This window comes from Burkholderia sp. BDU5, assembly GCF_001522845.1.
Lineage (GTDB): Bacteria > Pseudomonadota > Gammaproteobacteria > Burkholderiales > Burkholderiaceae > Burkholderia > Burkholderia mayonis.
On the sequence record NZ_LOWC01000142.1, the window covers coordinates 1 to 19,157 of the forward strand.

The 19,157-nt window shown below is 67.2% G+C and carries 18 protein-coding genes; 13 read left to right on the plus strand and 5 right to left on the minus strand.

Annotation, left to right across the window (positions count from 1 at the left end; all coding sequences use genetic code 11):
* The first annotated feature begins 85 nt into the window (after positions 1–85).
* From cyoB to cyoD, 3 genes are read left to right on the plus strand one after another with little or no spacing between them, the layout of a single operon-like run.
* Positions 86–2,092, plus strand: coding sequence for a cytochrome o ubiquinol oxidase subunit I (gene cyoB / locus WS69_RS21240; protein WP_059472653.1), 2,007 nt, complete (start codon positions 86–88; stop codon positions 2,090–2,092).
* Entirely contained in the window at positions 2,092–2,700 is a 609-nt protein-coding gene (gene cyoC / locus WS69_RS21245) for a cytochrome o ubiquinol oxidase subunit III (protein WP_059472654.1), read from the plus strand. The genes cyoB and cyoC overlap by 1 nt, the downstream gene beginning before the upstream one ends.
* The gene (gene cyoD, locus WS69_RS21250) at positions 2,701–3,033 is read left to right on the plus strand and encodes a cytochrome o ubiquinol oxidase subunit IV (RefSeq protein ID WP_059472655.1); all 333 of its coding nucleotides are present in this window, start codon (positions 2,701–2,703) and stop codon (positions 3,031–3,033) included.
* 109 nt (positions 3,034–3,142) lie between these two features.
* Here cyoD and catC read toward each other — a convergent pair whose 3' ends face one another.
* Genes catC through WS69_RS21265 form a run of 3 tightly spaced genes read right to left on the minus strand, consistent with a single transcriptional unit; the run spans position 3,143 to position 5,541 of the window.
* Positions 3,143–3,433 carry a muconolactone Delta-isomerase gene (catC, locus tag WS69_RS21255; RefSeq protein ID WP_059472656.1) on the minus strand — a complete coding sequence of 97 codons (291 nt, stop codon included), beginning with the start codon at positions 3,431–3,433 and terminating at the stop codon, positions 3,143–3,145.
* 37 nt (positions 3,434–3,470) lie between these two features.
* Positions 3,471–4,373: a catechol 1,2-dioxygenase gene (gene catA / locus WS69_RS21260; protein ID WP_059472920.1), complete on the minus strand. Its 903-nt coding sequence runs from the start codon at positions 4,371–4,373 to the stop codon at positions 3,471–3,473.
* A 34-nt stretch (positions 4,374–4,407) separates the two neighbouring features.
* Complete coding sequence (locus WS69_RS21265; protein ID WP_059472657.1) at positions 4,408–5,541, minus strand: muconate/chloromuconate family cycloisomerase; 1,134 nt, start codon at positions 5,539–5,541, stop codon at positions 4,408–4,410.
* A gap of 89 nt (positions 5,542–5,630) precedes the next feature.
* On the opposite strand from WS69_RS21265, the gene WS69_RS21270 reads away from it, so the two are divergent.
* Positions 5,631–6,518: a LysR family transcriptional regulator gene (locus tag WS69_RS21270; RefSeq protein ID WP_059472658.1), complete on the plus strand. Its 888-nt coding sequence runs from the start codon at positions 5,631–5,633 to the stop codon at positions 6,516–6,518.
* Positions 6,519–6,543: 25 nt separating this feature from the next.
* On the opposite strand, the gene andR is transcribed toward WS69_RS21270, so the two are convergent.
* Positions 6,544–7,569: an anthranilate 1,2-dioxygenase regulatory protein AndR gene (gene andR, locus WS69_RS21275; protein ID WP_059472659.1), complete on the minus strand. Its 1,026-nt coding sequence runs from the start codon at positions 7,567–7,569 to the stop codon at positions 6,544–6,546.
* A gap of 252 nt (positions 7,570–7,821) precedes the next feature.
* Between andR and andAc the strand changes: the two genes are divergently transcribed.
* The 5 genes from andAc (at position 7,822) to WS69_RS21300 (ending at position 11,765) form a co-directional block, all read left to right on the plus strand.
* Positions 7,822–9,099, plus strand: a complete 1,278-nt coding sequence (gene andAc / locus WS69_RS21280) for an anthranilate 1,2-dioxygenase large subunit AndAc (RefSeq protein ID WP_059472660.1) — start codon at positions 7,822–7,824, stop codon at positions 9,097–9,099.
* A 14-nt stretch (positions 9,100–9,113) separates the two neighbouring features.
* Positions 9,114–9,599 carry an anthranilate 1,2-dioxygenase small subunit AndAd gene (andAd, locus tag WS69_RS21285; RefSeq protein ID WP_059472661.1) on the plus strand — a complete coding sequence of 162 codons (486 nt, stop codon included), beginning with the start codon at positions 9,114–9,116 and terminating at the stop codon, positions 9,597–9,599.
* 20 nt (positions 9,600–9,619) lie between these two features.
* A complete protein-coding gene (andAb, locus tag WS69_RS21290; RefSeq protein ID WP_059472662.1) occupies positions 9,620–9,949 on the plus strand; it encodes an anthranilate 1,2-dioxygenase ferredoxin subunit AndAb in 330 nt (109 codons plus the stop codon).
* Complete coding sequence (andAa, locus tag WS69_RS21295) at positions 9,936–11,174, plus strand: anthranilate 1,2-dioxygenase system ferredoxin--NAD(+) reductase (RefSeq protein WP_059472663.1); 1,239 nt, start codon at positions 9,936–9,938, stop codon at positions 11,172–11,174. Before andAb ends, andAa begins: the two co-directional genes overlap by 14 nt.
* A 174-nt stretch (positions 11,175–11,348) precedes the next feature.
* Positions 11,349–11,765 (plus strand): HIT family protein, encoded by a 417-nt coding sequence (locus WS69_RS21300; protein ID WP_059472664.1) that lies wholly within the window; start codon positions 11,349–11,351, stop codon positions 11,763–11,765.
* Between the two features lie 47 nt (positions 11,766–11,812).
* Here the strand turns inward: WS69_RS21300 and WS69_RS21305 are convergent, their stop codons facing one another.
* Complete coding sequence (locus tag WS69_RS21305; protein ID WP_442854918.1) at positions 11,813–13,615, minus strand: phospholipase D family protein; 1,803 nt, start codon at positions 13,613–13,615, stop codon at positions 11,813–11,815.
* Between the two features lie 37 nt (positions 13,616–13,652).
* On the opposite strand from WS69_RS21305, the gene WS69_RS21310 reads away from it, so the two are divergent.
* The 4 genes from WS69_RS21310 to WS69_RS21325 all read left to right on the plus strand — a co-directional run bounded on the left by WS69_RS21310 (position 13,653) and on the right by WS69_RS21325 (position 19,025).
* The gene (locus WS69_RS21310; RefSeq protein ID WP_059472921.1) at positions 13,653–14,186 is read left to right on the plus strand and encodes a GNAT family N-acetyltransferase; all 534 of its coding nucleotides are present in this window, start codon (positions 13,653–13,655) and stop codon (positions 14,184–14,186) included.
* Positions 14,187–14,214: 28 nt separating this feature from the next.
* Positions 14,215–15,501: a DUF445 domain-containing protein gene (locus WS69_RS21315; protein ID WP_059472666.1), complete on the plus strand. Its 1,287-nt coding sequence runs from the start codon at positions 14,215–14,217 to the stop codon at positions 15,499–15,501.
* Between the two features lie 404 nt (positions 15,502–15,905).
* Complete coding sequence (locus tag WS69_RS21320; protein ID WP_059472667.1) at positions 15,906–17,546, plus strand: acetolactate synthase large subunit; 1,641 nt, start codon at positions 15,906–15,908, stop codon at positions 17,544–17,546.
* 45 nt (positions 17,547–17,591) lie between these two features.
* Entirely contained in the window at positions 17,592–19,025 is a 1,434-nt protein-coding gene (locus tag WS69_RS21325; protein WP_059472668.1) for an aldehyde dehydrogenase family protein, read from the plus strand.
* Positions 19,026–19,157 lie beyond the last annotated feature (132 nt).

The window sequence follows — 19,157 nt, forward strand, 5'->3', positions numbered from 1 at the left end:
GGCTGTTCAACAACATCATCGCGAAGTACAACAACGGCAACGTCCTCGATCTGACGGACGCCGCCTGTCGGACGAAGAGGTAAGCATGTTCGGTAAATTGACGCTTTCGGCGATCCCGTTCGATCAGCCGATCATCATGGGCGCGGCCGCGTTCATGGGGCTTGTCGTGCTCGCGATTCTGGGCGCGCTGACCTATACGAAGCGCTGGAAATGGCTGTGGACCGAGTGGCTGACGACCGTCGACCACAAGAAGCTCGGCGTGATGTACATCATCGTCGCGCTGGTCATGCTGCTGCGCGGCTTCTCGGACGCGATCATGATGCGCCTGCAGCTCGCGCTCGCGTACGACGCGCCCGGCTATCTGCCGCCGCATCACTACGACCAGATCTTCACCGCGCATGGCGTCATCATGATCTTCTTCATGGCGATGACGTTCATGATCGGCCTGATGAACATCATCGTGCCGCTGCAGATCGGCGCGCGCGACGTCGCGTTCCCGTTCATCAATTCGCTGAGCTTCTGGATGACGGCGGTCTCGGCGATCCTGATCAACATCTCGCTCGTGGTCGGCGAATTCGCGCAGACGGGCTGGCTCGCGTATCCGCCGCTGTCGGAACTGCAGTTCAGTCCGGGCGTCGGCGTCGACTATTACCTGTGGGCGCTGCAGATATCCGGCGTCGGCACGCTGCTGACGGGCGTCAATTTCTTCGCGACGATCATCCGGATGCGCGCGCCCGGCATGACGCTGATGAAGATGCCGGTGTTCACGTGGACCGCGCTCTGCACGAACGTGCTGATCATGGCGTCGTTTCCGATCCTGACGGTCACGCTCGCGCTGCTCGGCCTCGACCGCTATCTCGGCATGCACTTCTTCACGAACGATGCCGGCGGCAATCCGATGCTGTATCTGAACCTGATCTGGGCGTGGGGCCATCCGGAGGTCTACATCCTGATCCTGCCCGCGTTCGGGATCTTCTCGGAAGTGGTCGCGACGTACGCGAAGAAACCGCTCTTCGGCTACAAGACGATGGTCTATGCGAGCTGCGCGATCATGGTGCTGTCGTTCCTCGTGTGGCTGCACCACTTCTTCACGATGGGCTCGGGTGCGAACGTCAACGCGTTTTTCGGGGTCATGACGATGATCATCGCGATTCCGACCGGCGTGAAGGTGTTCAACTGGCTGTTTACGATCTACCGCGGCCGGCTCGAATTCTCGACGCCGATCCTGTGGACGATCGGCTTCATGGTGACGTTCACGCTCGGCGGGATGACGGGCGTGATGATGGCGATCCCCGGCGCGGACTTCGTGCTGCACAACAGCCTGTTCCTGATCGCGCACTTCCACAACGTGATCATCGGCGGCGTGCTGTTCGGCTATCTCGCGGGCTTCAACTACTGGTTCCCGAAGGTGTTCGGCTTCAAGCTGAACGAGACGCTCGGCCGGGCCGCGTTCTGGTTCTGGCAGGTCGGCTTCTACGTCGCGTTCGTGCCGCTCTATGTGCTCGGCTTCATGGGGATGACGCGGCGTCTGAACCATTACGACAATCCGGCCTGGCATCCGTGGCTCATCGTCGCCGCGTTCGGCGCCGTGCTGATCGCGATCGGCATCGCATGCCAGCTGCTGCAGCTCGTCGTCAGTCTGCGCGATCGCAAACAGCCCGAGAACCGCGATGTCACGGGCGACCCGTGGGGCGGCCGAACGCTCGAATGGGCGACGTCGTCGCCGCCGCCCGCGTACAACTTCGCGACGATTCCGAGCGTGCGCGCGCTCGACGAATTCGCGCACCGCAAGGAGCGCGGCCCCGGCATCGGCAAGCAGGCGGAGTATCGCGACATCCACATGCCGTCGAACACGAGCGCGGGCCTTTTCGTCGGCGTGTTCAGCCTGGTGCTCGGCTTCGCGGCGGTGTGGCACATCGGGTGGCTCTCGATCGTCGGGCTCGCCGGCATCGTCGTCACGGTGATCGCGCATAGCGCGAGCGACAACGACGGTTATTACATCCCGGCCGATACCGTTCGCAAGATCGAGGAAAAACGCGGCGGCGCGCGCTTCGCCGCGCGGCCGGCGGAAGCCGAACTGGAGGCAAACTGATGTCGTATCAATCCGTGAGCGCCGCTCATCATCAGGCTGCGCACGACCATCCGCCGTCGCATTCGGTGTTCGGCTTCTGGCTGTATCTGATGACCGACTGCGTGATCTTCGCCGCGCTGTTCGCCGTGTTCGCGGTGATGGCGCATCAGTTCGCGGGCGGCCCGACGGCCGTCGACCTGTTCGACATCCCGGGCGTCGCGCTCGAGACCGCGCTGCTGCTCGTCAGCAGCATCACGTACGGCTTCGCGATGATCGGCGCGCAGCGCGGCCGCCGCGGCGCGCTGCTCGGCTGGCTCGCGGTGACGTTCGTGCTCGGCGCGGCCTTTCTCGCGATGGAGCTGCGCGAGTTTTCGCACATGATCGCCGAAGGCGCGGGGCCGCAGCGCAGTGCGTTCCTGTCGTCGTTCTTCACGCTCGTCGGCACGCACGGGCTGCACGTCGCGATCGGCCTCTTGTGGATGGCCGTGCTCGCGTTTCAGGCGATGCGCCGCCCGGCGCTGACCGAGCGCGACATTCGCCGGCTCACCTGCCTGAGTCTTTTCTGGCACTTCCTCGACATCGTCTGGATCTGCGTGTTTTCCTTTGTCTATCTCGCGAGCGTGATCTAAATGACCGATACGCACCTCTCTCACGACGGCGAAGCGCACGGCACGGCGGGCGGCTACGTCGCCGGGTTCATCCTGTCGGTCCTGTTGACGGCGGCGTCGTTCGGACTCGTGCTGAGCGGCGCGCTGTCGTCGCACGCGTCGCTGATCGCGCTCGCGGCGCTCGCGTTCGTGCAGATCGTCGTGCACCTCGTCTATTTCCTTCACATGAATGGATCGTCCGGCCAGCGCTGGAACGTGATGGCGTTCAGCTACACGGTGCTGACGGCGGCGATCCTGATCGTCGGCACGCTTTGGGTCATGCACAACGTCGGCATGAATATGATGTCGCGTTGAGCGTGAATCTCGCATGCGCCGCGTATGCCCGGTGCATGTGAAAAAGCGCGGGCGCACGGAGAACAACCGTGCGTCCGTTTCATTTTGCGCGGCCGACGCGATGCGCCGCTCAGCGATCGTCGTCGTGGATCGACGACGGATGCCGGCACAGCGCGCGCACTTCGATCCGCATGTACGGGAAGAGCGGGAGCTGGCTCAGCACGTCGTGCAGATGCGCGGGGCTCTCGACGTCGAAGACGCTGACGTTCGCGTAGCGGCCCGCGATGCGCCACAGGTGCCGCCACACGCCTTCGCGCTGCAGCCGCTGCGCCATCTCCTTTTCTTCCGACTTCAGGCTGGCCGCCTTCACCGGATCGATGTCGGCGGGCAGGTCGACGGTCATTTCCACATGAAACAGCATGGTTTGCTCCTTGCGATGAACGTTGCGGCGACGCCGCTCACGCCTGCGCGCGAACGCGCTCGACTTCGCTCGCCGGCACGTCGCCGCGCTCGTGCGTCAGCGAGAAGTCGAAGTCGATCAGCGCGAATTGACCGTCGATTCCGTAAGGCTTGCCTTGCGCGCCTTCGGCCTGCTTGATTTCCGGAATCAGGCCCTCGCGCGTCGCGAACGCGAAGTCGTCCCAGATGTGCGGATCGCCTTCGATGTTGATCTGCGTCGTCAGCTTGCGATGGCCGGGCGCCGACACGAAGAAGTGGATGTGCGCGGGACGGTGGCCGTGGCGGCCGAGCTGGCCGAGCAACTGCTCGGTCTTGCTGCCGGGCGGCACGCTGTAGCCGACGGGCAGCACGCTGCGGAAGCTGTAGCGGCCATCGGCGCCGGTGCGGATCGAGCGGCGCAGATTGAACGCCGGCTGCGATGGATCGAAGTACGAATAATTGCCGAGATGGTTCGCATGCCATACTTCCACGAGCGCGTTCGCGAGCGGCTTGCCGTCGTCGCCGAGCACGCGGCCGCGCATCAGCAGCGTCTGGCCGGGATCGGCGCCGTCGTCGAGACGCGCATGGCCGACCGTTTCCGGCGCGCCGGCGACGTACAGCGGCCCTTCGATCGTGCGCGGCGTGCCGCCTTGCAGGCCGGCCTTCGCTTCCGCTTCGTCCATCCGCACGTCGAGGAAGCGCTCGAAGCCGAGGCCGGCCGCGATCAGGCCGAATTCCTTGCCTGCTTCGTTCAGGTAGTTGAGCGCGGTCCAGAATTCGCTCGGCTGCACGTCGAAATCCTCGATCGTGTGGAACAGGTCCTTCACGATCCGGTTGACGATCGCGCGCACGCGCGGGTTGCCGGGATGCGTCGCGGCGTCGTCGAACGACTTCAGCAGGGCGTCGATGGCTTCCTTGTTCATCTGCGTCTCCAATATCAATGAATGTAGGCGTGGGTCAGCGGGACCGGCGTCGCATCCGCTCGATGCGGGCCCAATCGAAAGCGATGCCGAGACCGGGAGCGGCCGGCAGGTGCAGCTTGAAATCCTCGTAACGCAGCGGCTCGACGAGGATCTCTTCGGTCAGCAGCAGCGGGCCGAACAGCTCGGTGCCCCACTTGAGCGAGCCGAACGTGCTGAAGAGCTGCGCGGACGCGATCGTGCCGGCCGCGCCTTCGAGCATCGTGCCGCCGTACAGATCGATGCCGGCCGCGGCCGCGATCGACGCGACGGCCGCGGCGCCTTGCAGGCCGCCCGATTGCGCGATCTTCACCGCGAACACGTCGGCCGCGCGGTCGCGCGCGAGCGCGAATGCGTCGACGGGGCCGTGCAGCGCCTCGTCGGCCATGATCGGGATGTGCGCGAGCGCGGTCAGGCGTTTGAGGCCCGCGCGGTTCGTCGCGACGATCGGCTGCTCGACGAGGCTCACGCCCGCTTCCGCGAGCCGCATGCTCGCCCACACCGCTTCGCTCTCGGTCCACGCCTGGTTCACGTCGACGCGCACGTCGCCGTGCTCGCCGAGCGCGCGCTTGATCGCGACCACGTGCGCGACGTCGTCGGCGACCGCGCGCGCGCCGATCTTCAGCTTGAACGCGCGATGGCGGCGCGCTTCGAGCATCGCTTCGGCCTCCGCAATGTCGCGATCGGTGTCGCCGCTCGCGAGCGTCCACGCGACGTCGAGCGCATCGGTCGCGCGGCCGCCGAACAGCTCGGACAGCGGCACGCCGAGCCGGCGCGCCTGCGCATCGAACAGCGCGGTCTCGAGCGCGCATTTCGCGAAGCGGTTGCCCTGGAACAGCTTGTGCGCGCGCGCCATCGCGGCGCCGGGGCGGGTCGCGTCCGCGCCTTGCAGCAGCGGCGCGAAATAGGTGTCGATGTTCGTGCGGATGCTCTCGGGGCTTTCCTCGCCGTACGCGAGGCCGCCGATCGTCGTGCCTTCGCCGACGCCTTCGATACCGTCCGAGCATCGAACGCGGACGAGCACGAGCGTCTGGCAGTTCATCGTCGCGACCGACAGCTTGTGCGGCCGGATCGTCGGCACGTCGACGAGCAGCGTCTCGATGCGGTCGATGGTGATGCCTGTTGCTATCATCGAAATCCTCCTGTCGCGCACATGGTAGAAACAAACGCGCGACGGCGTCCAACACCCATTCCGACTACTTCCATACTTTCGAGGTATGCATGGAACTGCGTCAGCTCCGGTATTTCATCGCGGTGGCCGAGGAAATGAACATCACGCGCGCCGCGGAACGGCTGCACATGACGCAGCCGCCGTTGAGCCGCCAACTGCAGCTGATCGAGGACGAGATCGGCCTGCCGCTCTTCGAGCGCGGCGCGCGGCCGCTGAAGCTGACCGATGCAGGGCGGGTGTTCTACGCTCAGGCGCGGCGCGTGCTCGAGCAGGCCGACGAGCTCGCGCCGCTCACGCGCCGGCTCGCGCAGGCGGCAGAGCGGATCGTGATCGGCTTCGTGCCGTCGACGCTGTACGGCGCGCTGCCCGACGTGATCCGCGCGTTCCGCGAGGCCGCGCCGGCGGTCGAGCTGTCGCTGAACGAAATGTTCACGCTCGAGCAGCTCGGCGCGCTGAAAGGCGGCCGGATCGACATCGGCTTCGGCCGGCTGCGCTTCGACGACGACCAGCTCGTGCGCGAGGTGCTCGTCGAAGAGCGGCTGATCGCGGCGCTGCCGGACGGGCATCCGCTCGCCGCGCCCGGCGCGCCGCTCTCGCTCGCGGAGATCGCCGCGCAGACGCTGATCGTTTACCCGAGTACGCCGCGGCCGAGCTTCGCCGATCAGCAGTTGTCCGCGCTGCGCGACGGCGGCCTCGCGCCCGCGGCGGTGCACGAGGTGCGCGAGCTGCAGACGGCGCTCGGCCTCGTCGCCGCGCAGGTCGGGGTGTCGCTCGTGCCGGAGAGCGTCGAAGGGGTGAGAGTGAAGGGCGTCGTCTACCGGCCGCTGCCGGAGCCCGTCGCGACGTCGCCGATCATCCTGAGCCGGCGGCTGCACGACGCAAGCCGCGCGACCACGCTGTTCTGCTCGCTCGCGCGCGAACTGATGGCGGGCCGCTGACGCCGCGCGCGGAGCGCGGGCCGGCTCAAGCGTCGCGCTGGCCGGCGAGCGTCGAGGACGGCAGCTCGCCGAACCGCTCGCGGTACGCGATCGCGAAGCGGCCGAGGTGCGCGAAGCCGCAGTCGAGCGCGATCTCGGCGATCCGCCGGTCGGGCGCCGCCGCGCGCAGCAACTCGCGCGCATGATCGAGCCGCATCTTGCGCAGGTACTGCATCGGGCTCATTCCGCGAAACTGCAGGAAGCCGTCGCGCAGCGTGCGTTCGGGCACGCCCGCCGCTTGTGCGATATCCGCGAGCTGCAACGGCTGCGCGAATTGGGTGTCGATGAATTCCTGCGCGCGCCGCACGAAGCCCGGCGCCGGGTCGGCGCGCCGCACGGGCGCGGCGGCGGGCGGATGGCCGTCGATCAGCAGGTCGAGCAGCAATTGCTCGAGCCTCGCCGCGACGCGCGGGTTCGCGCTTGCGCTCGCGAGCAGTTCGGGCGAGCGCGCGACGAGCTTCAGCTGCTGCATCCACGCGCTCAGCGCCGAATCGTCGACGCCGATCACCGGATCGAGCGACGCCGCCGCATCGCCGATGTGCGCGGCGAGCGTCGCGGCATCGATACGGAGGACGAACTGCTCGCAATCGCGGGAAAGGTGCGCGGCGAACGGCTCGCCGGGCGGGCACAGCACGCCCGTGTGGCCATCGACGTCGAACGCGCGCCCCATCGTGCGGACCTGCGCGCAACCCGTCAGACAAAACATCAGCAAGTGATAGCCGTCGACCGCGTCGACGCGCACCTGCATCGCGTCGCCGAACGCGATGGTTCCGATTCCGAGCCCGCCGAGCCGCACGAAATCCATATGTGACGGCCCGTGCCGCGTGCCGTCCGGCAGCAGCGCGTGCGGCTGCATCACGCGCGAGATCCGCTCGCGCGTCTCGTCGAGATCGCGCGATTCGAACAGCCGGTGCTCGCGCAGCGCGAGCGGATCGAATGGGGTCGGGGGCATGATCGTCTGCCTCGCACAAAGCGCCGGCGTCCTGAATATCGCTCGCCGGCCGGATGGCATGTCTGATGCGCGCATCGTAGCGCACAAAATCCGCCGGAAGTGGATACTGCGCCGCCGCAACCGCACTTTCCGGATAGACGGCGGATTTTAGCGTTTCAAAAATCAGTCCCGTCAGGCGGATTGTCGACCGCCTCAACCGCAAGCATCTTGCATGGGATCGGCGTAAGCGCTGAAGCGCTAACTCCGATCGACAGCTTTGCATGGGATCGGCGTAAGCGCTGAAGCGCTAACTCCGATCGACAGGAGACAACGATGGAACTGACCGAATCGCCAGTATCGCTGATCAATCGCACCGATTCGTCCGACGTGCGATTCCCGCGCGATGACGGCTCGCGCGTGCCGTACAAGGTGTTCAGCTCGCAGGCGGTGTACGACCGCGAGCAGGAGCGGATCTTTCGCGGTCCGACGTGGAATTTCGTCGCGCTCGAAGCGGAGATTTCGAATCCGGGCGACTTCAAGAGCACGTTCGTCGGCGACACGCCCGTCGTCGTCACGCGCGGCGAGGACGGCGCGCTCGCCGCGTGGGTGAACCGCTGCGCGCACCGCGGCGCGCAGGTGTGCCGCAAGGCGCGCGGCAACGCGAGCTCGCATACGTGCGTGTACCACCAGTGGAGCTTCGACAGCCAGGGCAACCTGCTCGGCGTGCCGTTCAGGCGCGGCCAGAAGGGCATGTCTGGAATGCCCGCGGACTTCGATCCGACGCATCACGGGCTGCGCAAGCTGCGCGTCGACAGCTACCAGGGCCTCGTGTTCGCGACGTTCAGCGACGACGTCGCGCCGCTGCCCGACTATCTCGGCCCGCAGATGCGGCCGTGGATCGAGCGGATCTTTCACAAGCCGATCGAGTATCTCGGCTGCACGCGCCAGTATTCGAAGTCGAACTGGAAGCTGTATTTCGAGAACGTGAAGGATCCGTATCACGCGAGCATGCTGCATCTGTTCCATACGACGTTCAACATCTTCCGCGTCGGGATGAAGGCGCGCTCGATTCCGGACGCGACGCACGGGCTGCACAGCATCATCACGATGACGAAGACGCGCGAGGACGCGGACACCGCGAGCGCATACAAGCAGCAGAACATCCGTTCGTTCGACGAAGGTTTCGCGCTCGAGGACGAATCGATCCTCGGCCTCGTGTCCGAGTACGACGAGGACACGACGAACCACATCCAGCCGATCTTCCCTCAGCTCGTGATCCAGCAGATCCACAACACGCTCGTCGCGCGGCAACTGCTGCCGAAGGGGCCGAAGAACTTCGAGCTGATCTTCCACTTCTTCGGTTACGCCGACGACACGCCCGAGCTGCGCGAGCTGCGGATCAAGCAGGCGAACCTCGTCGGCCCCGCGGGCTACATCTCGATGGAGGACACCGAGGCGACCGAGCTCGTCCAGCGCGGCACAGTGCGCGACGCGGACGCGGCATCGGTGATCGAGATGTCGCGCGGCAATCCCGACCAGGAGGACACGGCGATCACCGAGAGCCTGATCCGCAAGTTCTGGGTCGGCTACCAGAAGCTGATGGGCTATTGAAGCGGGAGACGAACATGACCGACATCACCGACGACATCCGCGTGTGGTTCGAGCTGCACATGCTGCAGGACCGCTACATCGGCCATCTCGACAACGACCGGCTCGAACGTTGGCCGGAGCTTTTCACCGAGGACTGCCTGTACGAAATCGTCCCGAAGGAAAACGCGGACATGGGCTTGCCGATCGGCATCGTCCATTGCACGAACCGGCGGATGCTGCGCGACCGCGTCGTGTCGCTGCGTCACGCGAACATCTACGAAGCGCACACGTATCGGCACATGACGTCCGGACTCGCGATCGTCGGCGCGAAGGGCGGCGAGATCGAGACGGAGAGCAGCTACGTCGTCGTGCAGACGCGCAGCGACGGCGAATCGAGCGTGTACCAGGCGGGCAAGTATTACGACACGGTCGTGCGCACGGCCGACGGGCTGCGCTACCGGAAGAAGCGCGTGATCTACGACACGTCGCGCGTGCAGACGCTGCTCGCGACGCCGATCTGATCTGACAAGGAGTTCGAAGCATGCGTAACGAAACCGTCGCCGCGTGGCATCCGCTCGGCGCGCTCGATGAATTCACGGAAGATGAGCCGGCCGCGCGCGTCGTCGGCAGCCGGCCGGTCGCGGTGTTCCGGATCGGCGACGACGTGTTCGCGCTGCACGACCTGTGCACGCACGGACATGCGCGGCTGTCCGAAGGCTTCATCGAGGACGGCTGCGTCGAATGCCCGCTGCATCAGGGGCTCTTCGACATCCGCACGGGCGCGCCGAAATGCGCGCCCGTGACGGAGCCCGTGCGCGCGTATCCGATCCGCATCGTCGACGGACAGGTCGAGATCCATGTCGACGGCTGATCCGTATCTGATCGCGGGCGGCGGGCACGCGGCGCGCCGCGCGGCCGAGACGCTGCGCGAACGCGATCCGGCCGCGCGAATCGTGATGATCGGCGCGGAGCCCGAGCTGCCGTACGACCGGCCGGTGCTGTCGAAGGACGCGCTCGTCGGCGGCGACGAAGGCGAGCGCCGCGCGTTCGTGCGCGACGCCGCGTGGTATCGCGAGCGCGACATCGCGCTGCGGCTCGGCGTGCGCGTCGATGCGATCGAGCGCACCGAGCAGCGGGTGTGCTTGAGCGACGGCACGCGCGTCGGCTACGCGCGTCTGCTGATCGCGACCGGCTCGCGCGTGCGGCGTTTCGCCGGCCCGGTCGACGCGGACGTGCCGGTTCATTACGTGCGCACCGTTGCCGATGCCCGCGCATTGCGCGCGGCGCTCGCGCCCGGCAAGCGCGTCGCGGTGCTGGGCGGCGGCTTCATCGGGCTGGAAGTCGCCGCGTCGGCGGTGCGGCTCGGCTGCCGCGCGACGCTCGTCGACCCCGCGCCACGCCTGCTTCAGCGCGGGATGCCGGAAATCATCGGCACGTTCGCGCTCGCGCTGCATACGCGGCGCGGCGTCGACGTGCGGCTCGCCGCACTGCCCGGGCGGATTCGACGCGGCGCGGACGGCGCGGTCGTCGTCGAGACGAGCGCGGGCGACGTCGAAGCCGACGTCGTCGTGGCCGGCATCGGCGTCGTGCCGAACGTCGAGCTCGCGCAGGCGGCGGGTCTCGACGTCGACAACGGCGTATGCGTCGACGAGATGTGCCGCACCGCCGATCCGGCGATCTTCGCGGCGGGCGAGGTCACGCGGCATTTCAATCCGCTCGTCGGCCGCCGCGTGCGGATCGAATCGTGGCAGGTCGCGGAGAACCAGCCGGCCGTCGCGGCGGCGAACATGCTCGGCGGCAGCGAAACCTATGCGGAATGGCCGTGGCTGTGGTCCGATCAGTACGACTGCAATCTGCAGACGCTCGGCCTCTTCGGCGGCGAGCAGACGCTCGTCGTGCGAGGGTCGCCGGACGACGGCGCGTTCTGCATGTTCGCGCTGAATGCGCGCGGCGGGCTCGAAGCAGCTGCGGCCGTCAACGCGGGGCGAGAGATCGCCGCGTGCCGGCGGTTGATGACGGCGAACGTCGCGCTCGATCCCGTGCGTCTCGCGGACCCGTCCGTCGCGCTGCGGTCGATGCTGCCGCGCGGCGCCTAGCATCCGGCGCGTGACATATCGCTCCCGGATCGACGCCGGCACACGCGCGCAAGCGGCCGACGCTTGCGCGCGTGTGCATTCGCGTGCGGGATCGCTTGCACGATCGCGCACGACCGGTAAGAATCGCGTGTTGACGAACATCCGACAGACAGGCTCGCGAGCCGGGAGACTTTGATGGCCTACGATCAATCGAACATTTTTGCGAAGATCCTGCGCGGCGAAGTGCCGTGCATCCGCCTGTGCGAAACGGACACGACGCTCGCGTTCATGGACATCATGCCGCAATCGAAGGGCCACGCGCTCGTCGTGCCGAAGGAGGCGGCGGAGACGTTCTACGAGCTGTCCGAGGCGGCCGCAGCCGAATCGATGAAGATGGTGAAGCGCGTCGCGCTCGCATTGCGCCGGACGCTCGAGCCGGAAGGGCTCTTCATCGGCCAGTTCAACGGCGCGGCGGCGGGCCAGACGGTGCCGCACGTGCATTTCCACGTGATCCCGCGCTGGGCCGACGAGCCGCTGAAGATGCACGCGCGCGAGATGGCCGACGCGGCGGAGCTCGAGGCGCTGGCTCAGAGGATTCGCGCGGCGCTGTAAACGCAACGAATACCGCACGCAGGCGCGGCGTGACGCCGCGCCGCGCATCAAAGCTGATCGTCGATCGGCAGCAACAGACACAGTCCCGCGAGCAGGTTGCGATAGAAGCCCGCGTTCGGATCGACGCCGTACGTGCGCACGCGGCCGTCGGCGACTTCGGTCCACACGAGCGGCCACGCGGCCGTGCTCGCGCCCGCCGTCTGCACCGCGCCGGGCGCGTCCGGCGTATCGGACGCGAGCGTCACGCGATAGCTGATGGTCGGCTTCGTCACCGCGTCGAACAGGTCGGCGACTTCTTTCGCGAGCCGCGGGCTGTGAATCACGAGCGCGAGCTCCGTGTTCAGGTGCGCGGAGCGCGGATCGAGGTTCATCGAGCCGATCACGAGAATCTTCCGATCGATCACGTACGCCTTCGCATGCAGGCTCGCGCGCGAGCGCGAGCCGAGCATGCCGATGCGCGTCCGCCCCTGATCCGGCTTGTATTCGTACAGCTCGATGCCGTGTCGCAGCATCGGCACGCGATACGGCGCGTAGCCCGCTTGCACGGCGACCGCGTCGGTCGAGGCGAGCGAATTCGTCAGGATGGCGACGCGCACGCCGCGCGCGGTGAGCTGGCCGAGCGCCTTCACGCCCGCCTGGTGCGGCACGAAATATGGCGACAGCACGAGGAATTCGCGCTGCGCGTCGCGCGTCAGCGCGATGAGCCGCTGCATCGGCGGGCTCTTGTAGCTGTCGTCGGGCGCGGTGATCTTGTCGGGCGAATCGGCTGTGAACTCCGCCGGCGCCCAGACGAGGCCGAGCTCGTCGCGCGCGATCTGCGCGGACAGCGGCGTCGCGTTCAGCGGCTTCGCGTTGTACGGCATCGCGTTCGCGCGCCAGTGCGCACGCAGCGCGTCGCGCGCCGCATCCAGATCCTTCGCGTCGTAGCGCTGCCGGTTCAGCACTGGCAGCGGATACGTGAGCGCGCTCGACCAGTACGCGTCGAAGCTTGCGGAGACGTCGTGCGTGACGGGGCCCGCCGCGAGCACGTCGAGATCGCGGAATTGCAGCGTCGGACTCGCGTTGAAGTATTCGTCGCCGAGATTGCGGCCGCCGACGATCGCGATCTGGTTGTCCGCGATCATCGCCTTGTTGTGCATCCGGCGCGTGAAGTTGTCGATCCGCGTGAAGAGATTCGTGGTGCGCGCGAACATCCCCCGGCGCGCCGCGCCGAACGGATTGAACACGCGCACCTCGAGGTTCGCGTGCGCGTCGAGCGCCGCCATCAGGCGGTCGACATCCTTGAAGTTCAGGTCGTCGACGAGCATCCGCACGCGCACGCCGCGGTCGGCCGCGTAGAGCGCGGCGCCGAGCAGCAGCTTGCCCGTCGTGTCCTCGGCGGCGATGTAGTACTGGATGTCGAGCGTCTTCGTCGCCGCGCGCGCGACCGCGATGCGCATCTGCAGCGCCTCGTCGCCGCGCGGCAGCACGAGAAAGCCGGACTCGCCCGGATGCGCGCGCTCCGGTGCGGCGAGCGCGTCGGCGAGCGGCGTCGACGTATCGGGCGGCAGCGCGTGAGAGACCGTGCGGTCGAGCGCGGTGGCGGGCGGATGCGTCGCGCAGCCGGCAAGCCCGAGCCCGAGCGCCGCGCACACGACGAGCGCGCGCGCCGCGGCCGCGACGACGCCGGTCGGGTGGCGCCGCGACCGGCTGCGGCGGGCGAGGCTGTCCGGCACGTTGCTGACTCCTTCGGGCGTCGGTCTGGATGGTCGTCGGATCGACGGCGCGGCAGGCCGGGGCACCGCGTGGAGGCATTCTAAGTGGCGCCGACGGCACGGGTCAACCGAGCCGCGCGCCGGCCGGTGTACCATCGGGCGAGTTCGTTTTCTCATGCTCGCGACGCCCGTCATGCTCGATTCGACATCCTCACCCGCCGTCGAAGTCAGGCGGCTTCTGGCCGCGCACGCGGCCGACTATCGCGCGATCCGCCTCGCTGCGCTGCGGGATGCGCCGGACGCGTTCGGCTCGACCTACGACGCCGAAGCCGCCCGCCCGCTGGTCGCGTTTGCCGAGCGGCTCGCCGGCGCGATCGTGTTCGGCGCGTACGTCGACGGCCGGATCGCCGGGATGGCCGGCTTCAAGCGGCTGGACGGCGCGAAGGCGCGTCACAAGGGCTTCCTGTGGGGCATGTACGTCGCGCCCGACGCGCGTCGGCACGGCGTCGGCGCCGCGCTGCTCGACGCGGTGCTCGCGGCCGCGGCGGAAGCGGTCGAGCAGGTGACGCTCGCCGTCGTCGACGGCAACGGCGCGGCGCGCGCGTTCTACGAGCGGCACGGCTTCGTCGTATACGGCGTCGAGCCGCGCGCGCTGAAGGGGGCGAACGGCTACGCGGACGAGCTGTTGATGGTGAAGCGCCTGCTGTCCGCGCCGCCGCGCGCCTGACGGCTGGAACCGATACGACCGGGTCACGATGCTCGACGACAAGGAACGGGAACTCCGAAACAGCAAGCGGCGCGCGCTCGCGCTGCTCTTCGCCGCGGCGGGCGTGTTCGTCGCGACGCTGTTCGCGCCGCGCGGCTTCTGGATCGACGGCGTCAAGGCGATCGCCGAGGCGTCGATGGTCGGCGCGCTCGCCGACTGGTTCGCGGTCGTCGCGTTGTTCCGGCGCGTGCCGATTCCGTTCGTGTCACAGCACACGGAGATCATTCCGCAGAACAAGGAAAAGATCGCCGACAATCTGGCCGCATTCGTGCAGGAGAAGTTTCTCGATCCGGCATCGATCGTCGCGCTGATCAAGCGGCACGACCCGGCCGCGCGGCTCGCGCAGTGGCTCGCGATGCCGCGCAACGCGGACGTGCTGGGCGGCTACGCGACGCGCCTCATCGCGTTCGGGCTCGACATGACCGACGACGCGCGGATCCAGTCGTTCGTGAAGGACGCGTTCCATGCGGTGCTCGACCGGATCGACCTGTCGCAGTCGGCGGGCGCGATCCTCGACATGCTGACGAAGGACGGCCGCCATCAGGCGCTCCTCGACGACGGGATCGCGCAGATCGTCGCGTTCCTTCGCAATCCCGACAACCGCGCGTCGATCGCGACGTACATCGTCGACTGGCTGAAATACGAATTCCCGAAGATGGAGAGGCTGCTGCCGACGAACTGGCTCGGCGAGCACGGCGCGGAGCTGATCTCGAACGTCGTGACGCGCGTGCTCACGCAGATCGGCGAGGACCCCGGGCACCGGTTGCGGCGCAGCTTCGACGACGCGGCCGCGCGGCTCGTCGTGCGGCTGAAGCGCGACCCCGCGTTCATCGAGAAGGGCGAGGAGATCAAGCGCTATCTGCGCGACGGCGACGTGTTCAACCGATACGTAAAGGACCTGTGGGGCCAGCTGCGCGCGTGGCTGAAGGCCGATCTCGCGCGCGACGAGCCGGTCGTCCATCAGCGCGCGACGGCGCTCGGCAGCTGGCTCGGCGAGCGCCTCGCACAGAGCCTGCAGTTGCGCGACTCGATGAACGAGCACGTCGAGCGTGCGGCGAGCGAGATGGCGCCCGAGTTCGCCGAGTTCCTGACGCGGCACATCAGCGACACCGTGAAGAACTGGGATGCGCGCGAGATGTCGCGGCAGATCGAGCTGAACATCGGCAAGGACCTGCAGTACATCCGGATCAACGGCACGCTGGTCGGCGGGCTGATCGGGCTCGGGCTGTACGCGGTGTCGAGCATCGCGCGGTGGGCGGGCGCGCTGCCGTATTGAACGGCGCGCGTTCGTCGCCGCGCCGGCGTTCGATACGTCGGATGCTGCAGGAGATCGCGGCGCAGCATGCGAAGGGGTAGCGGCATGCGCCGCCGGCCGCGCCTTTCTTTTCCGACTGTCATCGTTTCGTAAACCGCGCTGCTCGGAGCGGCTTTTTCGGCGATCTTCTACAATCGAGAAGCGTTCCCGCCGCCGGCGCGCCGTCATTCGCGCGCCGGCCGCCATTTCGGTCTCCGACCGAATGCCGCAGGCCGCGCCGCGCGTCGCCGCGGCGGTTTCGCCCAGCTTGCTCGTGCTTTTGTCTGTCGAAGGAAACGGGTCGCGCGCGCCGTAGGCCGGCGTGCGCGTCGCTCAGCGCCGCGCCGTCCGTAGGCCGGATGCGTGGCACCAACCGAGAGTCCCCCATGAAAGCATCCGATCTGTTCGTGAAGGCGCTGGAAGCAGAAGGCGTCCAGTATGTGTTCGGCATTCCCGGCGAGGAAAACCTCGATCTGCTCGAATCCCTGCGGCGGTCCCGCATCAAGCTCGTGTTGATCCGCCACGAGCAGGCGGCGGGTTTCATGGCGGCTACCTACGGGCGGCTGACCGGCAAGACGGGCGTGTGCCTGTCGACGCTCGGCCCGGGCGCGACGAATTTCGTGACGGCGGCCGCATACGCGCAGCTGGGCGGCATGCCGATGCTGATGATCACCGGGCAGAAGCCGATCAAGTCGAGCAAGCAGGGGCATTTTCAGATCGTCGACGTCGTCGGGATGATGCAGCCGCTCACGAAGCTCACGCGGCAGATCGTGTCGATCGGCAACATCCCGTCGGCGGTGCGCGAGGCGTTTCGGCGCGCGGAGGAAGAGCGTCCCGGCGCGACGCATCTCGAACTCCCCGAGGACATCGCGCACGAAGAGGGTGACGGCAAGCCGATTCCGGCGAGCTACAGCCGCCGGCCGATCGCCGAGGAGAAGGCGGTCGCGCGCGCGGCCGAGGCGATTCAGGCGGCGCGCCATCCGCTCCTGATGATCGGCGCGGGCGGCAATCGCAAGACGACCTGCAAGATGCTGAAGGAGTTCGTCGACACGACGGGCATCCCGTTCTTCACGACGCAGATGGGCAAGGGCGTGATCGACGAAACGCATCCGCTGTGGCTCGGCAACGCGACGCTGTCGGACGGCGACTTCGTCCACCGCGCGATCGAGCACGCGGACTGCATCATCAACGTCGGCCACGACGTGATCGAGAAGCCGCCGTTCTTCATGCGCGCCGACGACAAGACCGTGATCCACGTGAACTTCCTCGGCGCGCAGGTCGACCCCGTGTACTTTCCGCAGATCGAAGTCGTCGGCGACATCGCGAACGCGGTGTGGCAGATGAAGGCGAAGCTGGCGCGGCAGCCGCACTGGGATTTCTCGCGCTTCATGCTGATCAAGGCGCACTTCGACGCACATCTGAAGAAGGGACAGGACGATCCGCGCTTTCCGATGTATCCGGTGCGGATCGTCAACGATCTCTACCGGTCGCTGCCGGAGGACGGCATCGTCTGTCTCGACAACGGCATGTACAAGATCTGGTTCGCGCGCTACTGGCGCGCGCACGAGCCGAATTCGCTGCTGCTCGACAACGCGCTCGCGTCGATGGGCGCGGGCCTGCCGTCGGCGATCGCGACGAAGATCGTGCATCCGCAGCGTAAGGTGATCGCGGTGTGCGGCGACGGCGGCTTCATGATGAATTCCCAGGAACTCGAAACGGCGGTGCGGCTCAAGCTCGACCTCGTCGTGATGATTCTGCGCGACGACGCGTTCGGCATGATCCGCTGGAAGCAGGAGAACATGAACTTCCCGGATTACGCGATGACGCTGTCGAACCCGGATTTCGTCGCGTATGCGCAGAGCTACGGCGCACATGGGCACCGGATCGCATCGGCCGACGATCTCGAACCGCTCGTGCGCGAGTGCTTCGCGTCGCCGGGCGTGCATCTGATCGACGTGCCGATCGATTACTCGGACAACGAGCGCGTGCTGAACCGTGAAATCAAGCGCCTGTCGGCGCAATTGTGACCGCAGTCGGCAACTCGGCACATCAACCGGACGGAGTCATTCGACATGCTGAAGGAAACCTATCCGTACTACCTCGCGAACGACGCGGTATACGCGAACACCGATCTCGACGTCACCGACAAATACAGCGGCAAGGTCGCGACGCGCGTCGCGCTCGCCGACGCGAAGGCGATCGACGCCGCGATCGCGGCGGCCGTCGACGCGCAGAAGCCGTTGCGCGAGCTGCCCGCGTTCAAGCGGCAGGCGATTCTCGAACACTGCGTCGCGCGCTTTCGCGAGCGCTTCGACGAGCTGGCCGAGGCGCTGTGCATCGAGGCGGGCAAGCCGATCAACGATTCGAAGGGCGAGGTGACGCGCCTCATCGACACGTTCCGCGTCGCGGCCGAGGAAGCGGTGCGGATCGAAGGCGGGATCATCAATCTCGAAATCTCGCCGCGCGCGCAGGGCTACAGCGGCTATTACAAGCGCGTGCCGATCGGGCCGTGCTCGTTCATCTCGCCGTTCAACTTTCCGCTGAATCTCGCCGCGCACAAGGTCGCGCCCGCGCTTGCCGTGGGCTGCCCGTTCGTGCTGAAGCCCGCGAGCCGCACGCCGATCGGCGCGCTGATCATCGGCGAGATCCTCGCGGAAACGGATTTGCCGAAGGGCGCGTTCTCGATCCTGCCCGCGCATCGCGACGGCGCCGATCTCTTCACGACCGACGAGCGCTTCAAGCTGCTGTCGTTCACGGGCTCGCCCGCGGTCGGCTGGGAGTTGAAGAAGAAGGCGGGCAAGAAGAAGGTCGTGCTCGAACTGGGCGGCAACGCGGCCGCGATCGTCGATGCCGATCAGCGCGAACGGCTCGACTACGTCGTCGACCGGCTCGCGTTCGGCGCGTACTACCAGTCCGGGCAGAGCTGCATCGGCGTGCAGCGGATCATCGTGCATGCCGGCATCTACGATGCGCTGCGCGAGAAGCTGATCGCGAAGACCCGCTCGCTGAAGATGGGCGATCCGAAGGATCCGGCGACGTTCGTCGGCCCGATGATCTCCGAATCGGAATCGCGGCGGCTCGCAGGCTGGATGGACGCGGCCGTCGCGGCGGGCGCGAAGATCGTCGCGGGCGGCAGCGTCGACGGCGCGATGTTCGAGGCGACGCTGCTCGAGCATGTCGGCCGCGATCAGGATCTGTATCGCAAGGAGGCGTTCGGCCCCGTCGCGTTGCTCGAGAAGTTCTCGGATTTCGACGACGCACTCGCACGCGTGAACGACAGCGACTTCGGCTTGCAGGCGGGCGTGTTCACCGATTCGCTCGCACATGCGCAGCGCGCGTGGGACGAGCTCGAGGTGGGGGGCGTCGTGATCAACGACGTGCCGTCGTTTCGCGTCGACAACATGCCGTACGGCGGCGTGAAGGATTCGGGGCTCGGCCGCGAAGGGATCCGCTACGCGATCGAGGACATGACCGAGTTGCGGCTGATGGTCGTGCGCAAGCGCTGAATGCGGCGCAAGGGCGGGGCGGCTCGGCGATGCGTTCGTTGGCGCTGCCTCCGCCGCGCCGCCGCATGGTCGCGCCATTCCGCCGACGTATCCTTTTGCCGCGAGAATCCGGCGAATCGGCGAATCGACGCG